20 protein-coding genes are annotated in these 19,468 nt (G+C 57.6%); 13 read left to right on the top strand and 7 right to left on the bottom strand.

Going from position 1 to position 19,468, the window contains the following annotated elements:
* Nucleotides 1–161 precede the first annotated feature (161 nt).
* Complete coding sequence (locus AB4Z25_RS15325) at nt 162–1,064, bottom strand: LysR family transcriptional regulator (RefSeq protein ID WP_112390664.1); 903 nt, start codon at nt 1,062–1,064, stop codon at nt 162–164.
* An 89-nt stretch (nt 1,065–1,153) separates the two neighbouring features.
* Here AB4Z25_RS15325 and AB4Z25_RS15320 point away from each other — a divergent pair, with 89 nt between their 5' ends.
* The 5 genes from AB4Z25_RS15320 (at nt 1,154) to AB4Z25_RS15300 (ending at nt 7,802) form a co-directional block, all read left to right on the top strand.
* Nucleotides 1,154–2,170: an NADP-dependent oxidoreductase gene (locus tag AB4Z25_RS15320; RefSeq protein WP_112390663.1), complete on the top strand. Its 1,017-nt coding sequence runs from the start codon at nt 1,154–1,156 to the stop codon at nt 2,168–2,170.
* A 384-nt stretch (nt 2,171–2,554) separates the two neighbouring features.
* Entirely contained in the window at nt 2,555–3,670 is a 1,116-nt protein-coding gene (locus AB4Z25_RS15315; RefSeq protein WP_162698778.1) for a FecR domain-containing protein, read from the top strand.
* 80 nt (nt 3,671–3,750) lie between these two features.
* The gene (locus tag AB4Z25_RS15310; RefSeq protein ID WP_442208329.1) at nt 3,751–6,426 is read left to right on the top strand and encodes an EAL domain-containing protein; all 2,676 of its coding nucleotides are present in this window, start codon (nt 3,751–3,753) and stop codon (nt 6,424–6,426) included.
* Between the two features lie 95 nt (nt 6,427–6,521).
* Nucleotides 6,522–6,878 carry a response regulator gene (locus tag AB4Z25_RS15305; protein WP_112390661.1) on the top strand — a complete coding sequence of 119 codons (357 nt, stop codon included), beginning with the start codon at nt 6,522–6,524 and terminating at the stop codon, nt 6,876–6,878.
* Between the two features lie 483 nt (nt 6,879–7,361).
* Nucleotides 7,362–7,802, top strand: coding sequence for a hypothetical protein (locus AB4Z25_RS15300; RefSeq protein WP_442208328.1), 441 nt, complete (start codon nt 7,362–7,364; stop codon nt 7,800–7,802).
* Here AB4Z25_RS15300 and AB4Z25_RS15295 read toward each other — a convergent pair.
* From AB4Z25_RS15295 to AB4Z25_RS15285, 3 genes are all read right to left on the bottom strand, one after another.
* Nucleotides 7,799–8,422 carry a response regulator gene (locus tag AB4Z25_RS15295; RefSeq protein WP_112390659.1) on the bottom strand — a complete coding sequence of 208 codons (624 nt, stop codon included), beginning with the start codon at nt 8,420–8,422 and terminating at the stop codon, nt 7,799–7,801. The two genes, AB4Z25_RS15300 and AB4Z25_RS15295, sit on opposite strands and share 4 nt — an antisense overlap.
* Nucleotides 8,419–9,813: a sensor histidine kinase gene (locus AB4Z25_RS15290; protein WP_112390670.1), complete on the bottom strand. Its 1,395-nt coding sequence runs from the start codon at nt 9,811–9,813 to the stop codon at nt 8,419–8,421. Before AB4Z25_RS15290 ends, AB4Z25_RS15295 begins: the two co-directional genes overlap by 4 nt.
* Before the next feature lie 83 nt (nt 9,814–9,896).
* Nucleotides 9,897–10,076, bottom strand: coding sequence for a hypothetical protein (locus AB4Z25_RS15285; RefSeq protein WP_112390658.1), 180 nt, complete (start codon nt 10,074–10,076; stop codon nt 9,897–9,899).
* Between the two features lie 171 nt (nt 10,077–10,247).
* Between AB4Z25_RS15285 and AB4Z25_RS15280 the strand changes: the two genes are divergently transcribed.
* From AB4Z25_RS15280 to AB4Z25_RS15265, 4 genes are all read left to right on the top strand, one after another.
* Nucleotides 10,248–10,646: a DUF1236 domain-containing protein gene (locus AB4Z25_RS15280; protein ID WP_112390657.1), complete on the top strand. Its 399-nt coding sequence runs from the start codon at nt 10,248–10,250 to the stop codon at nt 10,644–10,646.
* A gap of 110 nt (nt 10,647–10,756) precedes the next feature.
* Nucleotides 10,757–10,963 carry a hypothetical protein gene (locus tag AB4Z25_RS15275; RefSeq protein ID WP_148194376.1) on the top strand — a complete coding sequence of 69 codons (207 nt, stop codon included), beginning with the start codon at nt 10,757–10,759 and terminating at the stop codon, nt 10,961–10,963.
* 44 nt (nt 10,964–11,007) lie between these two features.
* On the top strand, nt 11,008–11,172 hold the full coding sequence (locus AB4Z25_RS15270; RefSeq protein WP_162698779.1) for a hypothetical protein: 165 nt from the start codon (nt 11,008–11,010) through the stop codon (nt 11,170–11,172).
* Nucleotides 11,169–11,783, top strand: coding sequence for a BA14K family protein (locus AB4Z25_RS15265; protein ID WP_112390655.1), 615 nt, complete (start codon nt 11,169–11,171; stop codon nt 11,781–11,783). Before AB4Z25_RS15270 ends, AB4Z25_RS15265 begins: the two co-directional genes overlap by 4 nt.
* A gap of 887 nt (nt 11,784–12,670) precedes the next feature.
* Here AB4Z25_RS15265 and AB4Z25_RS15260 read toward each other — a convergent pair.
* Both AB4Z25_RS15260 and AB4Z25_RS15255 read right to left on the bottom strand, forming a co-directional pair.
* Nucleotides 12,671–12,916: a hypothetical protein gene (locus AB4Z25_RS15260; RefSeq protein WP_148194377.1), complete on the bottom strand. Its 246-nt coding sequence runs from the start codon at nt 12,914–12,916 to the stop codon at nt 12,671–12,673.
* A 5-nt stretch (nt 12,917–12,921) separates the two neighbouring features.
* Nucleotides 12,922–13,143 (bottom strand): hypothetical protein, encoded by a 222-nt coding sequence (locus tag AB4Z25_RS15255; RefSeq protein WP_112539142.1) that lies wholly within the window; start codon nt 13,141–13,143, stop codon nt 12,922–12,924.
* 222 nt (nt 13,144–13,365) lie between these two features.
* Between AB4Z25_RS15255 and AB4Z25_RS15250 the strand changes: the two genes are divergently transcribed.
* The 4 genes from AB4Z25_RS15250 to AB4Z25_RS15235 all read left to right on the top strand — a co-directional run bounded on the left by AB4Z25_RS15250 (nt 13,366) and on the right by AB4Z25_RS15235 (nt 17,052).
* Nucleotides 13,366–15,183 carry a PAS domain S-box protein gene (locus AB4Z25_RS15250; protein ID WP_442208327.1) on the top strand — a complete coding sequence of 606 codons (1,818 nt, stop codon included), beginning with the start codon at nt 13,366–13,368 and terminating at the stop codon, nt 15,181–15,183.
* Nucleotides 15,184–15,244: 61 nt separating this feature from the next.
* The gene (locus AB4Z25_RS15245; protein ID WP_112390652.1) at nt 15,245–16,372 is read left to right on the top strand and encodes a PAS domain-containing protein; all 1,128 of its coding nucleotides are present in this window, start codon (nt 15,245–15,247) and stop codon (nt 16,370–16,372) included.
* Complete coding sequence (locus AB4Z25_RS15240) at nt 16,369–16,794, top strand: response regulator (protein WP_112390651.1); 426 nt, start codon at nt 16,369–16,371, stop codon at nt 16,792–16,794. The genes AB4Z25_RS15245 and AB4Z25_RS15240 overlap by 4 nt, the downstream gene beginning before the upstream one ends.
* A 48-nt stretch (nt 16,795–16,842) precedes the next feature.
* The gene (locus tag AB4Z25_RS15235; RefSeq protein ID WP_112390650.1) at nt 16,843–17,052 is read left to right on the top strand and encodes a hypothetical protein; all 210 of its coding nucleotides are present in this window, start codon (nt 16,843–16,845) and stop codon (nt 17,050–17,052) included.
* A 41-nt stretch (nt 17,053–17,093) separates the two neighbouring features.
* Here the strand turns inward: AB4Z25_RS15235 and tkt are convergent, their stop codons facing one another.
* Nucleotides 17,094–19,121, bottom strand: coding sequence for a transketolase (tkt, locus tag AB4Z25_RS15230; RefSeq protein ID WP_112390669.1), 2,028 nt, complete (start codon nt 19,119–19,121; stop codon nt 17,094–17,096).
* Nucleotides 19,122–19,468 lie beyond the last annotated feature (347 nt).

Genomic DNA, 19,468 nt, shown 5'->3' with positions numbered 1-19,468 from the left:
ATCCACAACCGAGTTACACACATTTAGCCTCCTAGAAAGGCATTACGATATCTCGGCGGGCGTTCGTGTCACGGACGCTAATTTCTAAGGGGATAGATGAGATGCTCACCACCAATAGTTTTTCAACAGTATCCGCCAGTAGCGGGCATTCACTGCCAGTGTCACGACAACTCCACTAAGGTATCGACGAAAGCGCGCACGGCCGGGTTCGACCTTCGGCTTTCTGGCCACAGCGCCGTGATATCGTGCCGGTTCACTGCATAGTTGGCCAGAACCGGAACAAGCGCCCCACGGCTCACCCAGGCGCTGGCCATAAAACTGGTTGCCATTCCTATGCCGGCACCCGCCGCAATCGCGGCAATCACGGCTTCACTTGCGTCCACGATGATGGCGCAGGAAGGCACAATCTCCACCTCCCTGTCCCCGACGCGGAAAGGCCAGCGGAACAGCTGGCCGCTGCTCTGGTAGCGCAGGTTGACCGTCTGGTGCTCTTCCAATTGGTCCGGATGGGTCGGCGGGCTGCGCCGCGCCACATATTCGGGTGAGGCATAGCAGCACAAACGATGCGGTAGGAGGCGGCGCGAGAGCAGGCGCGAGTCTGACAGATCGCCGATGCGCACCGCCAGATCGAAGCCGCCTTCGATGAGATCCACTATGTGATCGCTCAAACGCAGATCGATGTTCACCTTGGGATAGAGACTGCGAAAACGAGGAAGCAGGGGCGCGATGATATGCAGACCGATCGGCAGTGAGGCAGCAATCCGCAATGTGCCGGCGGGCTCGGTGCGCACTGCTTTTGCCGCCTGTTCGATGTCTTCGGCGTCGTGCAGCAGCCTTAGCGCACGCTCATGCAGATCGTGCCCTTCTGCCGTCAGCGTCAGGGAACGCGTCGTGCGCGCAAAGAGCGAGACGCCAAGCTGCTTCTCCAGCCGCTGAATGCTTTTACTGACCGCCGATGGTGAGATGGACAAGGAACGTGCGGCAGCGGTGTAGCTTCCGAGCGATCCGGCGCGGGCGAACGCGATCAGCCCTGTCAGCCGATCAATTCCTATTTGTTCCTTCATGGCACTATTAAAGCGAATAATCTCACCATTATCAATGCAGCCAACTAGTCATATCTTCAGTCATGGAAACGACATCCAAAGAGGTAGCGATGACTGACATGATGAAAGCCGTGCGTTTGCACGAATTCGGAGGACCAGATGTCCTTCGCTATGAGGATGCACCCCGACCGGAAATCTCGGCGGACGACGTGCTCGTTCGCGTCCATGCCGCGAGCCTCAACCCGCCGGATCTCTATCTGCGCGACGGCTATCGGGTTCTGCCGCCAGAGTGGCACCCCAGTCCACGCTTTCCGCTGATCCTTGGCACCGACGTTTCCGGCGAGATCTCGGCTGTCGGTGAAAACGTGACGCAGTTCAAGGTCGGCGACGAGGTCTATGCGATGGTCCGGTTCCCGCATGACTTGATGACGGGAAGCAACGCCTATGCAGAATACGTTCGCGTTCCCACATCGGATTTGGCACTGAAACCTTCGGGGGTCGATCATATCCAAGCGGCCGGCGCGCCGATGTCGCTTCTGACCGCCTGGCAATTCTTGGTCGATCTGGGACATGATGAGCCGAACCCGTTCCAGATCTTCGCGCATGCGCCGGAACCGCTCGACGGCAAGACGGTGCTGGTGAACGGCGCGGGCGGCGGGGTTGGCCATCTCGCAGTCCAGATCGCGAAATGGCAAGGCGCAAAGGTGATTGCCGTTGCTTCCAGCAAGCATGAGGCGCTTCTCAATGATCTCGGTGCCGATATTATCCTCGACTACACGAAGGCGGCTGCCGAAACCGTGGCGAAGGATGTTGATCTGGTGCTCGATGCCGTCGGTGGCGCGGGCATGGAACGATTTCTCCCCTGCATCAGGCAGCATGGCGCCCTGTTTCTTGTAAACCCGCTGGGCTTTTCAGGCCATCATGAAGCTGCCCGACGAAAGATCACCGTCTCGACGACGCAGGTGCGTTCGAACGGAGCGCAACTGGCGGAGGCTGGCCGTCTGCTCGATAATGGCTCCGTTCGGGTAGTGATCGACAGTACCTATCCGCTGGCCCAGGCGTCGGCCGCTCATCGTCGGGCTTCCGAAGGGAGCATCCAGGGTAAAATCGTGCTGGACGTCGCCTGATTACAACGTGACCAGTCAAAGCTCAGGCCGCCGCGAACAGGCGGTTGAAGCGCTGATTCGGGAATATCCTATGTTGATCATAACGGGGCAACATCCACGTCGATCTGGCCGACCTGGCAAGTTCATGAAAGAACTGAATGCGCTGGCCCCACAACGCGGCAGCGTCCGGGAAGCGTCCGATACTGCCGTGGACGACCCACAATCCAGGATGATCGCTTCATCCATCGTGAGTTCCGGGATCAGATCTTGGTCCGGGGTGTCCGCAGCATTGAAAACCTAGTCGCCAGGCCAAAGCCTCAATTGGACAACGTCGTTGTATTGGGAGAGCTGTCCACTCGATCGGCGTAACCCGATGTTGGACTGAATTGGCAAGAGCATGCCAACATGGCATTGACGAATTCCTCGATAATTGACCGTCGCGAGAATTTAGCCGGTTTTTTAAAACCATTCTTAAGTGAGAAATGCATTAATGACCCCAAACCAAATGGGGCATCAATGCGCGTTCTTCTTCATCTTTTCGCTCTCGTCACACTTCTTCTTCCTTTGACCGCCTATGCCTCTGGTGACGATGATTGGCATGTTGCCAAGGCGAGCAGCCAGGTACGCTATACGACCGACCAGTCAATGTGGAAGGACTTGCAGACAGGCGACGTCGTTCCAAACAGCGCCTGGATCTCGACGGGCCCTCGCGGAAGGGTACAGCTTGTGCGCGGTGTTGAAAGTATCGGCTTCCAGCCAAGCACCCTGGCTGCAATAACAACGAAGTCGGGCGGACTGTTCAGCGCGCGCAAGACCAACATCCTCCAGCAGATCGGCGAACTCGATCTTGAGATCGAAAAGCGCAGCCAGCCTCATACAACCGTGCAGACACCTTATCTGGCTGCTGTTGTGAAGGGCACAATTTTCCATGTCAGCGTCGGCAAGACAAACGCTTCAGTGTCCGTTGATCGTGGCCTGGTACAGGTAACCTCATTCGCGAGCGGCCAGCTGGCCAATGTCGGCCCCCGTCAGCGTGCCACCGTCGACCGGAAGTCGGGAATGAAGGTATCTGGCGCGAACTCGCGGCCCACAATTAGCCCGGTTGCGCCGTCTGTTGCAGTTGTGCCTGCCGTGGGGACGACAGCGCTCGCAGGTCAGGCTGAAGTCACGACAGATGACAAGGGCAAGTCGTCCAAGGCGAGCAATGATGCAAACGCGAAGAACGCCGCGCAAAGCAACGGGAAGTCCGGCAAGGGCAGCTCCGGAAGCAACGACAGTGGAAAGAGCGGCAACGGCAACAACGGTAACGGGGGTGGCAACGGCAGCAGCAACGGCAACTCTGGAAGCAACGGGAATGGAGGCAGTTCCGGTGCCGGAAGCAGCGGCAATAACGGCAATGGGAACAGCGGAAACGGTGGCGGAAACAGCGGAAACGCTGGGGGCAACGGCAAAGGCAACAACGGTAACGGGGGTGGCAATGGCGGCGGCAAGGGCAATAGCGGCAAGGGCAACAACAAGTGACGAGCTTTGGCTCTTCCCTGCGGAGAATGTGCTCCGCAATTGCCGGGCCGATCGCCTTGCGTGGGGGGCTCATAGCCGCGATGCTCGCGCTTCCGGTCGTCGCGCCTGCGCTCAACGCAATCACCGCTCTTAATGACGGCCTGATTGCCCAACGCTTCGAGTGGGCGCCACGAGAAGCCTCGGGAAAAATCGTCTTCATTGCCATCGACAAGAAAACGCTTGACGAGGTCGGCGTCTGGCCTTGGCCACGCGGCATCTATGCAAAGCTTCTAGCAAAGCTTATCGCGGCGGATGCAGCAGATATCTTTTTGGATATCGATTTCTCAACGCCATCAAACGCGGCCGAAGATGGCGCGCTCTCATCTGCCCTCGAACAAGCCGGCAGCGGGGTCTTGCTGCCGGTCTTTCGCCAGCAAATCGCTGCGGCATCGATTAACACCAGCGTCACCAAGCCGATTCCCAGTCTGCTATCCAATGCCTGGCCAGTCTTTGCCAACGTCACCACGGATGCCGATGGCGTTGTGCGCAAGTTCGACTTCGGCAGCGAATTCAATGGCGCAGCAACGCCGTCTGCCGCTTCCGCCCTTGCCAGAAGCGCTGAGACTTCAGGACGACGGCTGATTGATTTTTCCATCAAACCCACCAGCGTGCCGACCTATTCTATGGCGGATGTAATTTCCGGGAAGGTTGCGGCCGGCCAACTTTCAGGGCGTTCGGTCGTGGTCGGTGCGTCTGCGACCGAGCTTAAAGATATCTTCCCGGTACCGGTGAATGCAGCACTGGCTGGTCCGCTCATTCATGTGCTTGCAGCGGAGACACTGATCCAAGACCGTCTTCTGACAGCGTTTAATCAGACGCCGCTGGAGCTACTCCTTGCGGCCGCGCTCATCGTCGCCATCTTGTTATCGCGTTCGGTAGGCCTGGCGAATCTTTGCCTTCTCGCCGTTGCCGCGGGAATGGCCGGCGAAGTCGCTGCTTTCATTCTCCAGAAGGATTTTGCAATCATCACCGGGACGGTAGTGCCGTGGCTGCAGCTTATTCTGGCAGGCGGTCTGGCGCTGACCGAGCGGATCGATCTCGGCCAGATGCTGGCCGCCCTTGCTAATATTGAAGCACGCAATACCCGCCGCCTGATGCGGCGGATTATCGCCGACAGCTCGGATGGGATTGTTGCCTTCACCAGCGACATGGTCATCGCTGAAATCAGTGAATCTGCCAAATCGATTCTGCGCGTGGGCGCCGGAGCACATCTGCTGGCAAGTTCAGAGCATTCCGTTGCTGCCGCAGTTCGTGGTCTTACAGCTCTATACAATTGCGAGCCAGGCAGGATCCACAGCACCGTCATCGAGTTCGTCAGGCATAAAGATGACTGCAATTCGATAACCTACGAAGTGGCCATCACCCTTTCACCAGTCGAGGAACAGGGGAGGCTAGGTAGAGGCTCATTCGGTGGCTGCATGATTATCCGCGACGTTACGTCTCGCAGGGCGTACGAGGCAAAGCTCAAGCGGATGGCAGAGCGCGATGAACTTACGGGGCTTCTGAACCGGCGTGAATTCCTTGCACGTTTCGAAGGGCGCAACGGCGTAGTGGCCGTCCTGAACATTGAGCGCTTCTCGGACATCTGCGCGACACTGGGTCGCGATGTCGGCGACACCTTTCTAAAGGCTGTCGCTACACGGCTCTCCGCCACTTTTCCCTGTGAATTGCTTGCGCGCATAGATGGTGACCTGTTCGCTGTCCTCAGTGCCGGGGAAGATGCCAACCCGGCTCTTCATGCGGGCTTGCTCCTCGCCGCCTTCGAATCGCCTGTTGTATTCGACGAGATATCAGCGTCGGTGGCTGTTCGCGTCGGTGTCGCAAGGGTTGGTCTGGAAAGTGCCGAGAGTTCATTACGGGCTGCCGAGTCCGCGCTCGACGGTGCGAAAAAAACGTCGGAGCGATGGTCGATGTACGATCCGGCGGTGGCACTGCAGCAGGTGCGCTCCAGACGTCTCGAAGCCGACATGAGCAATGCGCTGCGAGACGGACAGTTTTTTCTTCTTTACCAGCCGCAGGTCGATCTCGTGACTGGCCGCTTCGTGGGTGCAGAAGCGCTGCTGCGCTGGCGCCATTCGGAGCTTGGGCTCATCGCACCAACGGAATTTATTCCCATTGCAGAATCTTCGGGAATGATCTGCGATATCGGACGATGGGTTATGATGGAGGCCTGCGCGGAGGCCATGCTGTGGCCGGAAGGGATCGTGTCGGTCAATGTGTCGCCGATTCAGTTCGAAAGAGCGGATGTCGAGGCGGACGTACGTCGAGCGCTTTTTGCAAGCGGGTTGCCCCCGTCCCGACTCTGCGTCGAGCTTACGGAATCTGTATTCCTAAGCGATGGTGGCCGGTCGATATCGACGATGGCTGCCGTTAGCGCGACCGGCGTATCACTTGCGCTAGACGATTTCGGCACTGGCTATTCCTCGATGAGCTACCTGGCCGACCTGCCGCTCAACAAACTCAAAATTGATCAATCCTTCGTTCGAAGGATGACCGAGGATCAGAACGTTTTCGAGATCGTAAAAGCGATCGTCTTGCTTGCCCATGGCCTGAATCTTGAGATCGTCGCAGAGGGGGTCGAGGGTCCTGCCGAACACGTACTCCTTCGCAAACTACAGTGCGAGACGGGACAGGGATATCTATTCGGTAGACCACAGCACGGTGCCGAAATGCTGGCAAGCCTTGCAGGGAATGAGGCATCAATATTCGTTGCATAGCAATGAAAATCCTTCAGTCATAAGACCTTGTGCCGTGGTGCGACGCTGCTTGCTGGTGTTAGGATCCAAAGTCTGGTCACAGTCTGGAGTCTCGTATGCGCGTACTTATTGTCGAGGATGAGCCGGATGTGGCTCTTGTCATCGAAGACATTGCTCTGGCTGAAGGATTTGAAGTCGTCGGTATCGCGACAAGAGCGACCGAGGCTATGGAGCTGGCCCGTGAAGCGGATTTGGCAATCGTTGATGTCCGACTTGCGGATGGTCTATCAGGCCCGAAAATTGCCCGTTCCCTTGCGACAGGGTTCGACGTTGCAGTCGTGTTTCTCACTGGCAACCCGGAGCTGGTCGATGGGCTCCCTGATATTCATATCGTCGATAAGAAGGACGGTGCCGAGGGTATTGCTGAGGCGTTGCGGTTGGCTGCGAGGTCTCGTACGAAACGCTCGGTATAAGTTCGGCGCTTAAAACAGTGGCGGTTGTTGGTGGTGCCCTATTAGTGTCGATCCTGGATCATCTGCCGGTCGACCCGGGAACAGCAGCGTCGTCGTCATACGTCGCGTGCGATCTTCTTTTCTCACTTGGGGCGAGATCCAAGATCGGAGGCCATCAATTCCAATGGCGCGTTGCTCAATGCGTGATCAAGAGCCTTACGCAATCAATTGAATGAAGAGAGCGTGCATGTGTCTCGGCGATCATAGTGTGTCATGACCGGTTTCGTTACGCGTCAGCCGGGGCTAACATTAGCGCTTGAGGAAACCGAAGATGGGTCAACGGCGTCGAGACCTTTCGATGTCCGTCGCAATCCTGGTCCGTGTTTGGCGCCGAAATTGTCTAGCCGGCTTGGATTTTTTCGGAGGAGGCAGAAATCTCATAAGTCCTGTCCTGCGTAGTATCCTGAGAAGGAGGCTCAAATTATGAGTTGCTCGAGACGAAACATGTTGAAAATCGTTGCTGGTGCGGGATTGGCCAGCGCTTTTTTTCCGCTTGAAGGCGCGTCCTTACTCACGCTCGATGCCTTCGCAAAGAGCGGCAACAATGGAAATGGCGGCGGTAACGGCAAGGGCGGTGGGAACAGCGGCGGAAATGGAAATTCCAGCGCGGGCAGCGGGAATGGCAATGGCAATAGCGGGAATGGCAAGGGTAATGGCGGTCCGGCAACTTCAGCTGAGCCCGCTGACGGGGGGATGACCAGTGCGGCTAATGGTGTGCAGGCAACACGCAGCGCGGATGGCTCAATCCGGATTCGACACCGAAACGGAATTATCGAGACCATTGTGTCGAACCGTTATGTCATGAAAGATCCGAAGGGTCGGACGATCAGCAACAGGATCGCGACGCAGGCAGATGTTACGCGCCTCTCGCGTTTTCTTCACTAGGCTAGATCCCGCCATTTAATGGCGGCCTCTGTTCGATTTGTGACACCGAGCTTCAGCAGGATTTGCGTCATGTGATGCTTAACGGTTTTTTCCTGCAGATCGAGCCGCAATCCAATATGCTTGTTGGAAAGACCTTCAGCGACGAGTCCCATTACTTCGCGCTCACGCGGCGTCAGCGAGGCCTTGGGCGAGGAATGCGCTCCAAGGGAGCGCTCTATCACTTTGGCAGACATTACGGGTGAGACGAACTTCGACCCGCGCATCACCACCCGGATCGCTTCGGCAAGTCCGCGCGATCCAATTCCCTTCAGTACATATCCGGCCGCGCCGCGCTGCAAGGCTGCAGAAAGCGTCTCGACTTCCTCGGATGCTGTTAGCATCAGCACCCGCGTTTCCGGACTTCGTGACAAAACCGAACTGATTGTCTGCAGGCCACCACCGGGCATCGAAACGTCGAGTAGGAGCACGCAGGGGCGATCCGAGGCCGCCAGCCTGATCGCGTCATCGCTGCTCGCGCCTTCGCCGATCACCACAAAATCAGCGACCTCCGAAAGGCTACGGCTGACGCCCTCGCGGAACAGCGGGTGATCGTCCACGATCCCGATTGTGATAGCCGTCATCTTACCGCCTCCAATTCCATCAACCGAAGCGTCATCGACACGACAGTGCCTGCGCTGCCCGTCTTGATATCGAAATCGCCCCCCAGACTGTCGACGCGTTCGCGAAGTCCCGCAAGCCCGAGACTTGTCGGCCGCACCTCATTCGGATCGAAGCCATCCCCTTGATCGCGGACTTCGATCCGGACCTCGCTGCCACGCGCTTGTGCGGTTACCGATTGTTCGATGCCGCCGCCGTGACGATAGGCATTGTTGAGGGCTTCTTGTACGAAGCGATAGACACAGATCTTCACGGCGGCCGATAAGTCTGAATGATCATCCTCGACGTTGCGCGCAACCGCGCTGGCTGTTCTTGTTTCGTGGGCAGAGACAACCCGCTCGATGATTTCTTCGAACGAGACACCTTCGATCTCCGGCAGGACGAGACCGCGACAGATCGTGCGGATCTCCCTCATGGCCTCGGCGAGGCTCGAACGGATCCAGGCCAGTTCCTTTTCTCGCATAGCAGGGTCTGTTGTGGCGTCGACCAGCATTTCGCTGTCGAGCCGCAAGGAGGCATAGGCTATATGCTGAGCGGGTCCATCATGAAGGTCGGCGCCGACGCTTCGGAGGTAGGTTTCGTTGAGGGTTGCCGCCCGCAAGGAAGATCGCTGCAAGCGACGCTGTAGCGCGAGCTTCTCGGAGAGCAACGCGGAGAGCTCCTTTACCTTGTTCCGGAGATCGGTCCGCTGTGCCTCAATCAGCCGGCTACCACGGAAAACGAGCGCCGAAAGCGTTAAAAAGAAGATTGCCGTCAGCCCAGCGACCGATGCCCAGCTCCATCGTCTTGCGCGAGCGATGCTGTCCGCAAGTCCCTGAGCCGTTTCATAGAACTCGACGACTGCGACGGGCTGACCGGACCATGGCTGCAGCACCGGATTGTAGATTTCCATCAGCGGCTTGCCGAGCTGCCGCTCCTTTTCGCTCTCCGGATCGCTCGCGACCTCGTATCGGGCGACGAGCAAACCTGAAAATGCCTGGCGAAGCTTGTCGCTGACCGGGAATTTGTGGCCGATCAGCTCCGGTTCGTTGGAATAGAGGATAGTGCCGTCGCTGCTCCAGAGCTTGAACGAGACGAGGCGCTTTCCGAGCGCGCCTTGCGACAGCGTCTCGTTTAGTGCCTGGGCGCTTCCTTCGTCGAGAAGCGTTTCTGTTTGCATGTCTGGAAGAAGTGGAGCAACGACGCTATCGACATAAAGCGCGGTCGCTGCCCCGGAATTGTGGATCACCGCATCCTCGATCAGCCGTGTCAGCAGAATGCCAATCAGCAGCATCGCCATGATCGACACAACGCCCCCGGTTATGAAAAACTGGGAGGCTAACGAGCGGGCATTCCAACGGCTGAGCCAATGCATCTGCGACCTGTCGACTGCGTGTCCGACAGACATGGTACTACCCTAGAAGAATTCCAGATAGCTGCGTGACATCTCGGGTGCCTTTAGTTCGGAACATCGCGTGTATCGATGATGTCCGCGCCGACAACACTCCTGGTGATCTGCGTATCGCCCGACATGGCCGCGCCGAAGAAGTAGAGTGCGCCGCACAGGAATGCAACAAAGGCGACGACTGACGCATTGATCGCGACCGGGCCGGCGGAGGGTCTATGGATGATGCTCATAATTGCACTCCTTCATCGCTGTAGCAACGAGGCAAAATGGTCGCGGTTCCCGACCCCCGACTATGGTCCGTGTTGCCCCGGACTGAGGTCCGATATCGGGAACAAGCGATACCTTTGGCGGATTGTGGGGCCGCGGTCATAAGGGCCGCTCAGCGACAAGGAGAAATAAAAATGCTCTCTAAGGTTATGGTAGGCGTGGCTACGGCCGCGACCCTCATGTCGGGCGTCGCACTCGCTCAGTCGTCCACCGTCAATGGCGCTGCAGGCGGAGCCGTAACCGGCGCGATCGTCGGCGGACCTGTCGGCGCTGCAGTCGGTGGTGTGGCCGGTGCCGTCGTTGGAACGGTTATCGATCCGCCGCCGCAGAAGGTCGTAACCTATGTGCGGGAAGCACCGGCACCTTCAGCTACAGTCGTCGTTAAGGAAAGGGTGGTTGTCGGCCAGCCGCTTCCCGAGACCGTCGTTGTAACGCCGGTCCCCGAAAATCCGAAATATGCCTATGCGGTCGTGAATGATGAGCGCGTCATCGTAGAGCCGACGTCCCGCAAGGTGATCCAGGTCATCAACTGACCTGATCCCGGACGCGGCTGATGCCGCGTCCTTTCTTGGTCAATACGAAACGAAATCCAGCCGCACTTGTGAGGTATGGCCGCGTGCGGCCTGAACCCAGAGAGATGGTCATGAAAAAGAAGTCCCTTGCCATGCTGGTGGCGGCGCTGTCGATCGGTGTTTCGTCTATGGGCCTCATGTCCGCCACTGCCAAGGATGCCGCGATCATCAAAAAGAAGGGTGCAGCCCAGACCGATCAGTCCGGTGGTTCTGCGCAGCAACAGCCGCACGCCAGTGGCGCCCAAGTGGCGCAGCCTGAAGCCGGTACCGTAACCTAAGCTGGTGGCGTTCGCTCCACCGTTTTTTTCTTATGGAGAGACAGATGAACTACGGGGAAACGAAATCGGCAAGCGTCGTTCTTCCGATCGTCGCAATACTAATGGCAATGGCCGGCTGCATCCTCGTTCTGCTTTCAAATGTCGATCGCGGTGACGAAAAGCAGGGCAGGGTATTCGTTCCAATCGAGCAGCGGGAGCCTGGCAAATGAACGCGGTCGCATCACTGACATTCGGTATCGTGACGTCCGTCGCCGTCTGTGTCGTGCCGGCATCTCTGGCCTCCATCGTCATGGCGAAATCGGAAACGCGTCAGCTCGCCGATCTTTCCGCGCCCGATCTTTGGACGACAGGTCTGGTTCGCGTCGATCCGGGTAAACAGAATTATCAGCGAATCGCGCCAGCTTATTCGAGTTACGTGACCGGTGCGCCGAAGGTCATCGTGGCCGCGCGCACGCAGGATCCAGAACCTGTCGCGGATTCTGCGGCAGAACCGGCCATTCCGGCAGAGCACCTCGCTTGGTGCTCGCATCGCTACCGCTCCTACAATCCCTCCACCAATAACTACCGCGCCTTCAGCGGCGAGATGCGCAGTTGCACCTCACCCTTTGCAGAGCAGGCTGGCAGCAGCCGCGAAGAGGTTGCCACACAAAATGCAATGGCCGGTGCTGGTCGTGCAGGAGGAAATGAAACCGCATCAGGTTGGTGTGTCGAACACTACCAGTCCTACCGTGCGCAAGACAACAGCTATCAGCCTTTCGAAGGACCACGCAGGCAGTGTGAAGCACCGTCGCGGGATGTCCTCGTTACGGCCTCGTATTAATCGGCGTTCGAATAAAACACTCGATTTTGACGTCACGCCTGACCATCGTGAATTTTATTCCTTTTGGCTCAAGGCGCACATTCCGCCAAGTGCGCCCACTTTTGTGGGAGTGCGGGACCAAATTCCGCAGGCTATTGCGGTCCATCCTACTCGATGAGGTCAAAAGCGCGAGGAACGCGATATTCGCCAGCAGGTCTGGTGTTCCGGCAACCGCTTGGCGAGTGACTTTTTGGGTCCAGGACGAATTATCCACTCGCTGTTGGTCGCGAGACCATCTCTAGAAAGTCGAATTCTTCAAGCATTGAATGTGCTTCGTTGCCGAAACGAGCGACGGTCCAATATTCCCGCTCCTTGCCGAATACTGTGGAGACGTAAACGACTTCGACAATGGCATCAGGGGTTGTCTTAATTGCCCAGTAGTGCTGTTCTGGCTCGATTAGCGACGGATCCAACACGATTTAACCTCTTCTAAGTACTGCATTGGATTAGCCCGGAAGGTTCCTGGAAGGATACCCCGGACCTTGGTCCAATATGTGCTGGAATCGAAGTGCGTCCGCCCATTCGCTCTAAGTGACAATAACGGGTACAACACCGATGGGGGCTAGCCCTCGGCGTCGTGTTCGACGCTATGTCAGACTAAGGTCTGAGCAATGTCGGACTGAAGTCCGACCTCGGAACCTGGAGCAATTAGAGCCGTTTTTCATCTCAATGAAGAAGGAATGATTATGCCTTTCACAGTTCCTGTGGCTGCGCTCGCAGCCGGACCCTTCGCGTTTAATAAACCATGCTACATCTGCGAGATCATGTAAGTGGACTATGCTTCACCACTGAACGCTTCACGCAATGTCGCTGACTTGAGCAGTCAAACGCGGCGGCGCTTTGACCCATTATTCTTCCTGCAAGAGATCGACATAATTGCCGATGATCTTGCCAAGCTGCCCCCATCGATCGATAGAACTGTAGTTGAGCTTCGCCTTGCCCAAATGCGGCAAGCAGTTGAATTTTGTTCGCAAAATGCAGGCTTCTGTTGTCTTGCTGAACAATGGACCTGAAACAGCGATGACGAAAGACGCGCCGTCACCAAGCCGTTTGAAACGTTCAATGTTCTCAAACCTAAAGTTGCACAAGAGCATTGGCGCTAACCGGCAAGATCACTCAGCCCGCGATGCTTAGACATGGCCATCTCCAGAGCCGACTGGGTATCGTGGCCCTCCCGATAAAGGGTGATTATGATCGCTGCGGCGAGCTCGGCTTCCGGGCTGCCTTTTAGGACTTGGTGCGCGTCCAGCCAATTTTGGAAAGCCTCATCAATTGTCTCGAGCTCCATTGGTCCGAATGCTGTTTCCAGAAACGCGCGCATAGCCTTCCCCCTTCTTTGCGGCGCCCATATGGGAAATGGGGCGTGCGGGGTCAAGACCAATCAGAGTTGGTAAACGGACGAGAAACCTTACGCCTAAGCTGGCATCTCACGCTGATTTCATTGAGGAAAGGCCTTGCAGGGAATTGGTTGCGCCATAAATCTGCCAGCTGGAAGATCGGAAACAAGGTGCGGTGGCGCAATGGGAATGTAGAGCGGATACCAATGAGGAGCGAAGCGGGGAAGATTTTCGAAGGGACCGACGAGATCTCTCGCCTTATCGAGAGCGGAAACTGGGACGATTCCATCCTGGGGCCGCCGTCAAAATGGTCTGTCTGCCTCAAATCCACCGTCGACATCATGCTGCCAGCGATGGCTCAGATCGTGATGTTCTGGGGACCCGGCCTTGTCGCGCTTTACAACGAACCCTACGCTCCGACGATTGGCCAACGGCACCCCAAGGCGTTTGGCCGGCCCGCACGAGAGAACTGGGCCGAACTTTGGGATGATCTTGAGCCACTTTTGCGCCGGGTCTTGGAGACCGGAGAAACGGTGGCTGCAAAGGATCGTCCCTTCTACATCGAGCGGCACGGCTACCCGGAAACGGTCTATTTCGACATCTCCTATTCGGCCATTCGCGATGAACACGGCACAGTTTGCGGGGTCTTCTGCATCGTCAACGAAACAACTGATCGCGTCCGCGCTGACCAGGCGTTGCAGGCAAGCGAGGAACGGCTCCGGGCGGTTGTCTCCCAATCTACAGCCGGTATTGGTCAGGGCAGCCTGGAAGGCAAGATCCTGCACGTCAACCGCCGGTTCTGTGAGATCGTCGGATATGAAGAGGAGGAACTCGTCGGGAAGGACACCGCCGACATCACCTTTGCCGCTGACATGCCCGAGCAAACCCGTTTGTTCAACCGGCTTGCCGAGACCGGCCAAAGCTTCGACATGGAGAAGCGCTATGTTCGTAAGGACGGTAGCCTCGTCTGGGTGAACAATACGGTTTCCGCTTTGCGGGATGACGAGGGGAAGATCCATCAGGTTGCCGTTGTCTCGGTTGATATCACGGAACGCAAGCAGGCTCAGGAAGCCGAGCGGCGCCTGGCCTCTATCATTGCATCCTCTAACGACGCGATCCTTGCGATCGACTTGGACATGACGATTACGGCCTGGAACCGTGGTGCCGAGCAGCTTTACGGCTACACTGCTGAGGAGATTGTGGGTCAGTCTGTCCTGGTGCTTGTACCAAAAGACAGGCGTGACGAAGAGCCGGGCTTGCTCCAGCAGATCAAAGCCGGTTTCGTGATAGAGGCCTACGAAACACAGCGTCGCCGCAAGGACGGCCATCTGGTTGACATTTTGCTCAGTGTCTCACCGGTCTATGGCCCGGCTGGCAAGATCATTGGTGCCTCGAAAATTGCCCATGATATCTCCGCAAAAATAGAAGCCGCCCGGCTTCAGGCGGTTCTGATCGGTGAGTTGCATCACCGCGTGAAGAATGTTTTAGCAACGGTGATTGCCATTGCGCGTCAGACCGTCGCGCAGGCGACTGACATACAAGCTGCGATCGCTGCGTTCGAAGCGCGCCTCTCGGCAATGGCCCACGCTCATGATCTGCTTGCCGAAGGTGACTGGCAGAGCGCGGACCTCGTCGCGCTGGTCGAGCAGGCCACTGCGCCTTACCCGCCGGAGCGATTCACCGTTTCCGGTCCATCCGTTCTCCTGCCTCAAAAGGCAGTTGCGACATTGTCGCTCGCCTTGCACGAGCTCGGAACGAATGCCGCCAAATATGGAGCCCTATCTACTCCAACCGGACGGGTGTCGATCATCTGGAGCTATGACCCCGAAACCTCGGCTCTCAGCCACCGCTGGCAGGAAAAGGGCGGGCCGACGGTCGCTCAACCGAACAAGAAGGGCTTTGGATCCCGCCTGGTCGAGCGCTTGCTGGCGGCGGAGCTCAACGGAACGTCGGCAATCATTTATGACGCTGCCGGTGTCGTGTGTGAGATCGGGGCGGTGTTGCTACCGCACCCTATAAAATGACTGGCAGGAACGAATTCATCCGCCGCGACTTCTGTTGTCGGTTAACACAATCAGGATCACAATGCAGGAAAAGGATCAAAATCGGCGGGATGCGCGCAGCGCCGGAGACCGCCTGGTCGCCGGGCACGTCAGCGAAGACCCGTTTGCGGCGGCGTTCAAGGCTACGCGCATGCCAATGATCGTCACGGATCCCAGCCAGCCTGATAATCCGATCATCTTCTGCAACGATGCATTCAGGAAGCTGACCGGTTACAGCGACGACGAAATCATCGGCCGGAATTGTCGCTTTCTGCAAGGGTCGGAAACGGACCGGGAGACAGTCGCAAAAATCCGCGACAGCATCGTGGCGGGTCGGGATGTGGCTGTCGACATTCTGAACTATCGAAAGGATGGCAGCACGTTCTGGAACGCCGTCTTCATCAGCCCTGTGCGGGATGAGGCTGGGACAATCATCTATTTCTTCGCCTCCCAGCTGGATTTCACAACGGTCAAGAGCCGCGAGGCGGACTTGGCGGCGGCTCGTCACGAGGCCGAGGCGGAGGTTGCAAAACACACGGCCAATCTTCGCGCAGCCTTGGAGGCCCGTACCCTGCTCGTTCACGAGGTCGACCACCGGGTGAAGAACAACCTCTTGACCATGGCCTCGATCGTCAAGATGCAGGCGCGTATAGCGACGGACGATCGGCAGAGGAAAACGCTTATGTCGGTCCTTAACCGCATCGAGGCTCTCAGCACGGTCCAACGCAAGCTATTCACGCTCGACGACGTCTCGAAATTCGACATGTCGGAGTTCACCCGTGAGCTGGTGACCGATCTGGTCGATGCAACCGGTCGAAAGGACATTCGTCTATCTCTGGATCTCTCCCCGCTCCTCGTGCCGGCTGTGAAGGCGACGCCGCTGTCCCTGATCGTCAACGAGCTGGTCGGGGACGCCGTTCGCCGTGGTTTGAGCGACGGTGGCGGAGATATTCATGTTGTCGTCCGGCGCCTAAACGGTCATTTCCTGATCCGCGTCGAAGACACGTCGGAACCGGTCGAGCCGGATCGTGAGAGCGCTCAGCTCGGAAAACTGTTGCTGGAAGCATCAGCCTTGCAGCTGGGCGCTGAGATCCAACGGAAACAGGACGGCCGCAAAACGGTCGTCGATGTGGTGCTGCTTGTCGGCGACCATCAGGAGAGTGCGCATTGAAAGTCATGATCGTGGAAGATGAGATGTTGCTCGCCATGGAGCTCGAAAGCGAAGTGGAGATGGCGGGTCACCAGGTCACGGGGCTCGCCATGAGCAGCGCCCAGGCCCGAGACCAGATCGGCAAGGCGAAGCCAGATTTCGCTTTCGTCGACATTCACCTGATGGATGGGCCAACCGGAATTGATGTTGGGCGCGAGCTGGCGGCGGCCGGCATCCCCTACGTCTTCGTCAGCGGCAACATCAAGCGAATCCCACCAGACTTTGCCGGTGCCCTTGGAGCAATCGAAAAGCCTTACACGATGAACGGCATGAAGAATGCGCTGGTCTATGTCTCGGCAATCATCCAAGGGGACGACAGCGGTGCACCGCCAGCGAGCCTGGTCCTGGCGGAGGATGCGAATGCCGGAAAGAGCTTTGGCTAAGATGCTGAGAAGTATCTGCTAAATGCCGATAGCACGTGGGAGGAAACAATGAGCCAAAATCAAAACATTTTAAAAGAGGTCAAGCCAAAGCTTCTTGCTCTGGTCGAGGAGCTCGTCGCCAAGGGCGCCGAGCGATCCGCGGTGATCTACATGATCGAAAAGGAATCCACCCAGCTTCGTGATCCTGTGGACGACAGGTCCGATCGTCAGATCGACGAGCCCTCGGACGATTGGCCGGCGGCAGGCAGGTCCCAGTAGGTCTTGCCTGCCATTCAACCTCGGCGTTGTGGCCTGGACAGTCAGACGCGGGCCAATGTTTTCCTGGCTGCGCGTATGACGGCATCTGTGGTGATATCGAACTTCTTGTAGACGTCGCCGATTTTGCCCGATGCGCCGAACTCATGCATGCCGACAAATTCGCCATCAAGGCCAAGATAGCGGTCCCAGGAATCGCGGACAGCCGCTTCGACCGCGACACGCGCTCGCGTCACGCCAAGGACTTGATGCTGATAACTCGGATCTTGTCGCTCGAACACGAGACGGCAGGGCATCGAAACGACAGCTGTCCTTATCCCGTCTTTTTGCAGGACTTCCCTTGCCTCGACCGCCAAATGAAGCTCGGACCCTGTTGCGAAAATTGTCAGCTGCCGCTGTCCACCTTCCGCCTCAAGCAGGACGTAACCGCCCTTCACCGCATGGTTTTGTGAGGACGGGTCCCGCCGCAGGAGGGGCATAGGCTGGCGCGAGAGTGCGATCAGCGCCGCTTCGCGCGGCGTATCGAGGATTGCCTCCCAGCATTCTGCCGTTTCGATCGGATCTCCTGGTCGATAGACGGCAAGCCGCGGGATCGCCCTGAGTGCGCTGAGATGCTCGATCGGCTGATGGGTCGGCCCGTCCTCGCCAAGCCCGATAGAATCGTGGGTCATGACGAAGATCGAACGGATTTCCATCATCGCAGCCAAGCGGATCGAAGGACGGCAATAGTCGGAAAATGTCAGAAACGTCCCGCCATACGGGATGAGACCGCCATGGAGCGCCAAACCATTCATTGCGGCCGCCATGCCGTGCTCGCGTACGCCGTAATGAATATATGAACCATCGAAATTGCCGGGCGTGATTTCCGCCTGGTTTTTTGCCCTGGTGTTGTTGGATGGGGTAAGATCCGCCGAACCGCCAAGCAGTTCAGGAATCGCATCGAACAGGTGGTTCAACACAATCCCGCTTGCCTGGCGGGTTGCCAGATCTTTCTCGGATGCGACGAGCTCATCCTTGGCGGCGGAGATGGCCGAGCGCCAATTCTGCGATAGTTCGCCCTTCATCCGCCGCTCAAAATCGCGGTTTGCACTTTCCTCAACCCGCTTTGCCCAGGCCGCCCGCTCCGTGCGACCCTTCGCACCGATCTTGCGCCAGGCGGCGAGCAAACCGTTAGGGATCTGGAAAGGCGGCGCTTTCCAGCCGAGAATGTCGCGGGCGCCGGCGATCTCCTCTTCACCGGGTGCGTCGCTATGGGCCTTCTGGGTGCCTGCCTTGGTGGGAAACCCGAACCCGATGACGGTCTTGCAGGCAATCAGCGACGGGCGGTCTTTCACTTTCTGTGCCTCAATGATCGCGGCGCGAATGGCATCGGTATCATGACCGTCGATCTCCTGGACATGCCAGTTGGCTGCCCGAAAGCGTGCTGGCTGGTTTTCGGATTCGGCAAGGCTTGTCGCACCATCGATCGATATGGAGTTGTCGTCCCAGAAAGCGATGAGCTTACCGAGCTTCAGATGACCGGCCAGCGATATCGCCTCATGGCTGATCCCTTCCATCAGGCAGCCATCACCCACAAAAACATAAGTGTTGTGGTCAACAAGATCGTCGCCGAAAGTAGCGTTCAGGAGCCGCTCGCCAAGCGCCAGTCCAACCGAATTGGCTAGCCCTTGGCCAAGCGGTCCGGTCGTGGTCTCGATACCGGTCGCATGATGATACTCCGGGTGGCCAGCGGTCCGACTATCGATCTGACGGAAGCGCCTGATCTCCTCGATCTTCATATCTTCATAGCCTGTCAGGTAGAGCAGACTGTAAAGCAGCATCGACCCATGGCCGTTGGAGATGAGAAAGCGATCCCGGTCGAACCAATGCGGATCGGCGGCGTCAAACTTCAAGAAATCGGAAAACAGCACCGTTGCGATATCCGCCATGCCCATCGGCATGCCGGGGTGACCGCTCTTGGCCGCCTGAACCGCATCCATCGACAGAAAGCGGATGCAATCGGCCATATCGCGCAAATGCTGATCTTTGGGTGCGGGGACGGTTTTGCGGGACTGGTCAGTGATGTCTGACATGATCATTCCTCTTGCGTGCCTGTCCCTGCAAGCGTGCGAGCCGCAGTTCAAAGGCATCTTTTTTGGAAGGGTTTTGACGGTACGTGTCGGAAAACGACCGGATAAGCGGCAAGTTCCATGACCAATAGGGCTGCCCCGCACACCAGCCAGCGCTAATGGTCTATATCAGGTTACGGTTGTGCGGTTCGAAGCTTTAACGTCCATGTTGAGCGCGATTGGCATTCACTGCCGGTCCGACGTCGGCTTTCGCGAATTCCCCTTCCAGCGAAATGGATTCGGGCGGGTTCGCCTCATGGCAAGCGGGCGCTACTTGTGCGCGCTGACAGGCCAGCCGTTTGCAATCCTGG

Origin of the sequence: Rhizobium sp. RAF36 (assembly GCF_052114105.1) — a bacterium.
Taxonomy (GTDB): Bacteria; Pseudomonadota; Alphaproteobacteria; order Rhizobiales; family Rhizobiaceae; genus Rhizobium.
The sequence above is the reverse complement of the archived record's forward strand: the minus strand, read 5'-3'. Positions and strand labels throughout refer to the sequence as shown.

Coding starts and splice junctions, on each gene's coding strand:
- AB4Z25_RS15290 (WP_112390670.1), bottom strand. CDS start 9,813: ATGCATTGGCTCAGCCGTTGGAATGCCCGCTCGTTAGCCTCCCAGTTT.
- AB4Z25_RS15275 (WP_148194376.1), top strand. CDS start 10,757: ATGAAAAAGAAGTCCCTTGCCATGCTGGTGGCGGCGCTGTCGATCGGT.
- AB4Z25_RS15315 (WP_162698778.1), top strand. CDS start 2,555: ATGGCATTGACGAATTCCTCGATAATTGACCGTCGCGAGAATTTAGCC.
- AB4Z25_RS15310 (WP_442208329.1), top strand. CDS start 3,751: ATGCTCGCGCTTCCGGTCGTCGCGCCTGCGCTCAACGCAATCACCGCT.
- AB4Z25_RS15235 (WP_112390650.1), top strand. CDS start 16,843: ATGAGCCAAAATCAAAACATTTTAAAAGAGGTCAAGCCAAAGCTTCTT.
- AB4Z25_RS15245 (WP_112390652.1), top strand. CDS start 15,245: ATGCAGGAAAAGGATCAAAATCGGCGGGATGCGCGCAGCGCCGGAGAC.
- AB4Z25_RS15255 (WP_112539142.1), bottom strand. CDS start 13,143: ATGCGCGCGTTTCTGGAAACAGCATTCGGACCAATGGAGCTCGAGACA.
- AB4Z25_RS15295 (WP_112390659.1), bottom strand. CDS start 8,422: ATGACGGCTATCACAATCGGGATCGTGGACGATCACCCGCTGTTCCGC.
- tkt (WP_112390669.1), bottom strand. CDS start 19,121: ATGTCAGACATCACTGACCAGTCCCGCAAAACCGTCCCCGCACCCAAA.
- AB4Z25_RS15260 (WP_148194377.1), bottom strand. CDS start 12,916: ATGCTCTTGTGCAACTTTAGGTTTGAGAACATTGAACGTTTCAAACGG.
- AB4Z25_RS15285 (WP_112390658.1), bottom strand. CDS start 10,076: ATGAGCATCATCCATAGACCCTCCGCCGGCCCGGTCGCGATCAATGCG.
- AB4Z25_RS15250 (WP_442208327.1), top strand. CDS start 13,366: ATGAGGAGCGAAGCGGGGAAGATTTTCGAAGGGACCGACGAGATCTCT.
- AB4Z25_RS15320 (WP_112390663.1), top strand. CDS start 1,154: ATGACTGACATGATGAAAGCCGTGCGTTTGCACGAATTCGGAGGACCA.
- AB4Z25_RS15305 (WP_112390661.1), top strand. CDS start 6,522: ATGCGCGTACTTATTGTCGAGGATGAGCCGGATGTGGCTCTTGTCATC.
- AB4Z25_RS15300 (WP_442208328.1), top strand. CDS start 7,362: ATGTTGAAAATCGTTGCTGGTGCGGGATTGGCCAGCGCTTTTTTTCCG.
- AB4Z25_RS15265 (WP_112390655.1), top strand. CDS start 11,169: ATGAACGCGGTCGCATCACTGACATTCGGTATCGTGACGTCCGTCGCC.
- AB4Z25_RS15280 (WP_112390657.1), top strand. CDS start 10,248: ATGCTCTCTAAGGTTATGGTAGGCGTGGCTACGGCCGCGACCCTCATG.
- AB4Z25_RS15325 (WP_112390664.1), bottom strand. CDS start 1,064: ATGAAGGAACAAATAGGAATTGATCGGCTGACAGGGCTGATCGCGTTC.
- AB4Z25_RS15270 (WP_162698779.1), top strand. CDS start 11,008: ATGAACTACGGGGAAACGAAATCGGCAAGCGTCGTTCTTCCGATCGTC.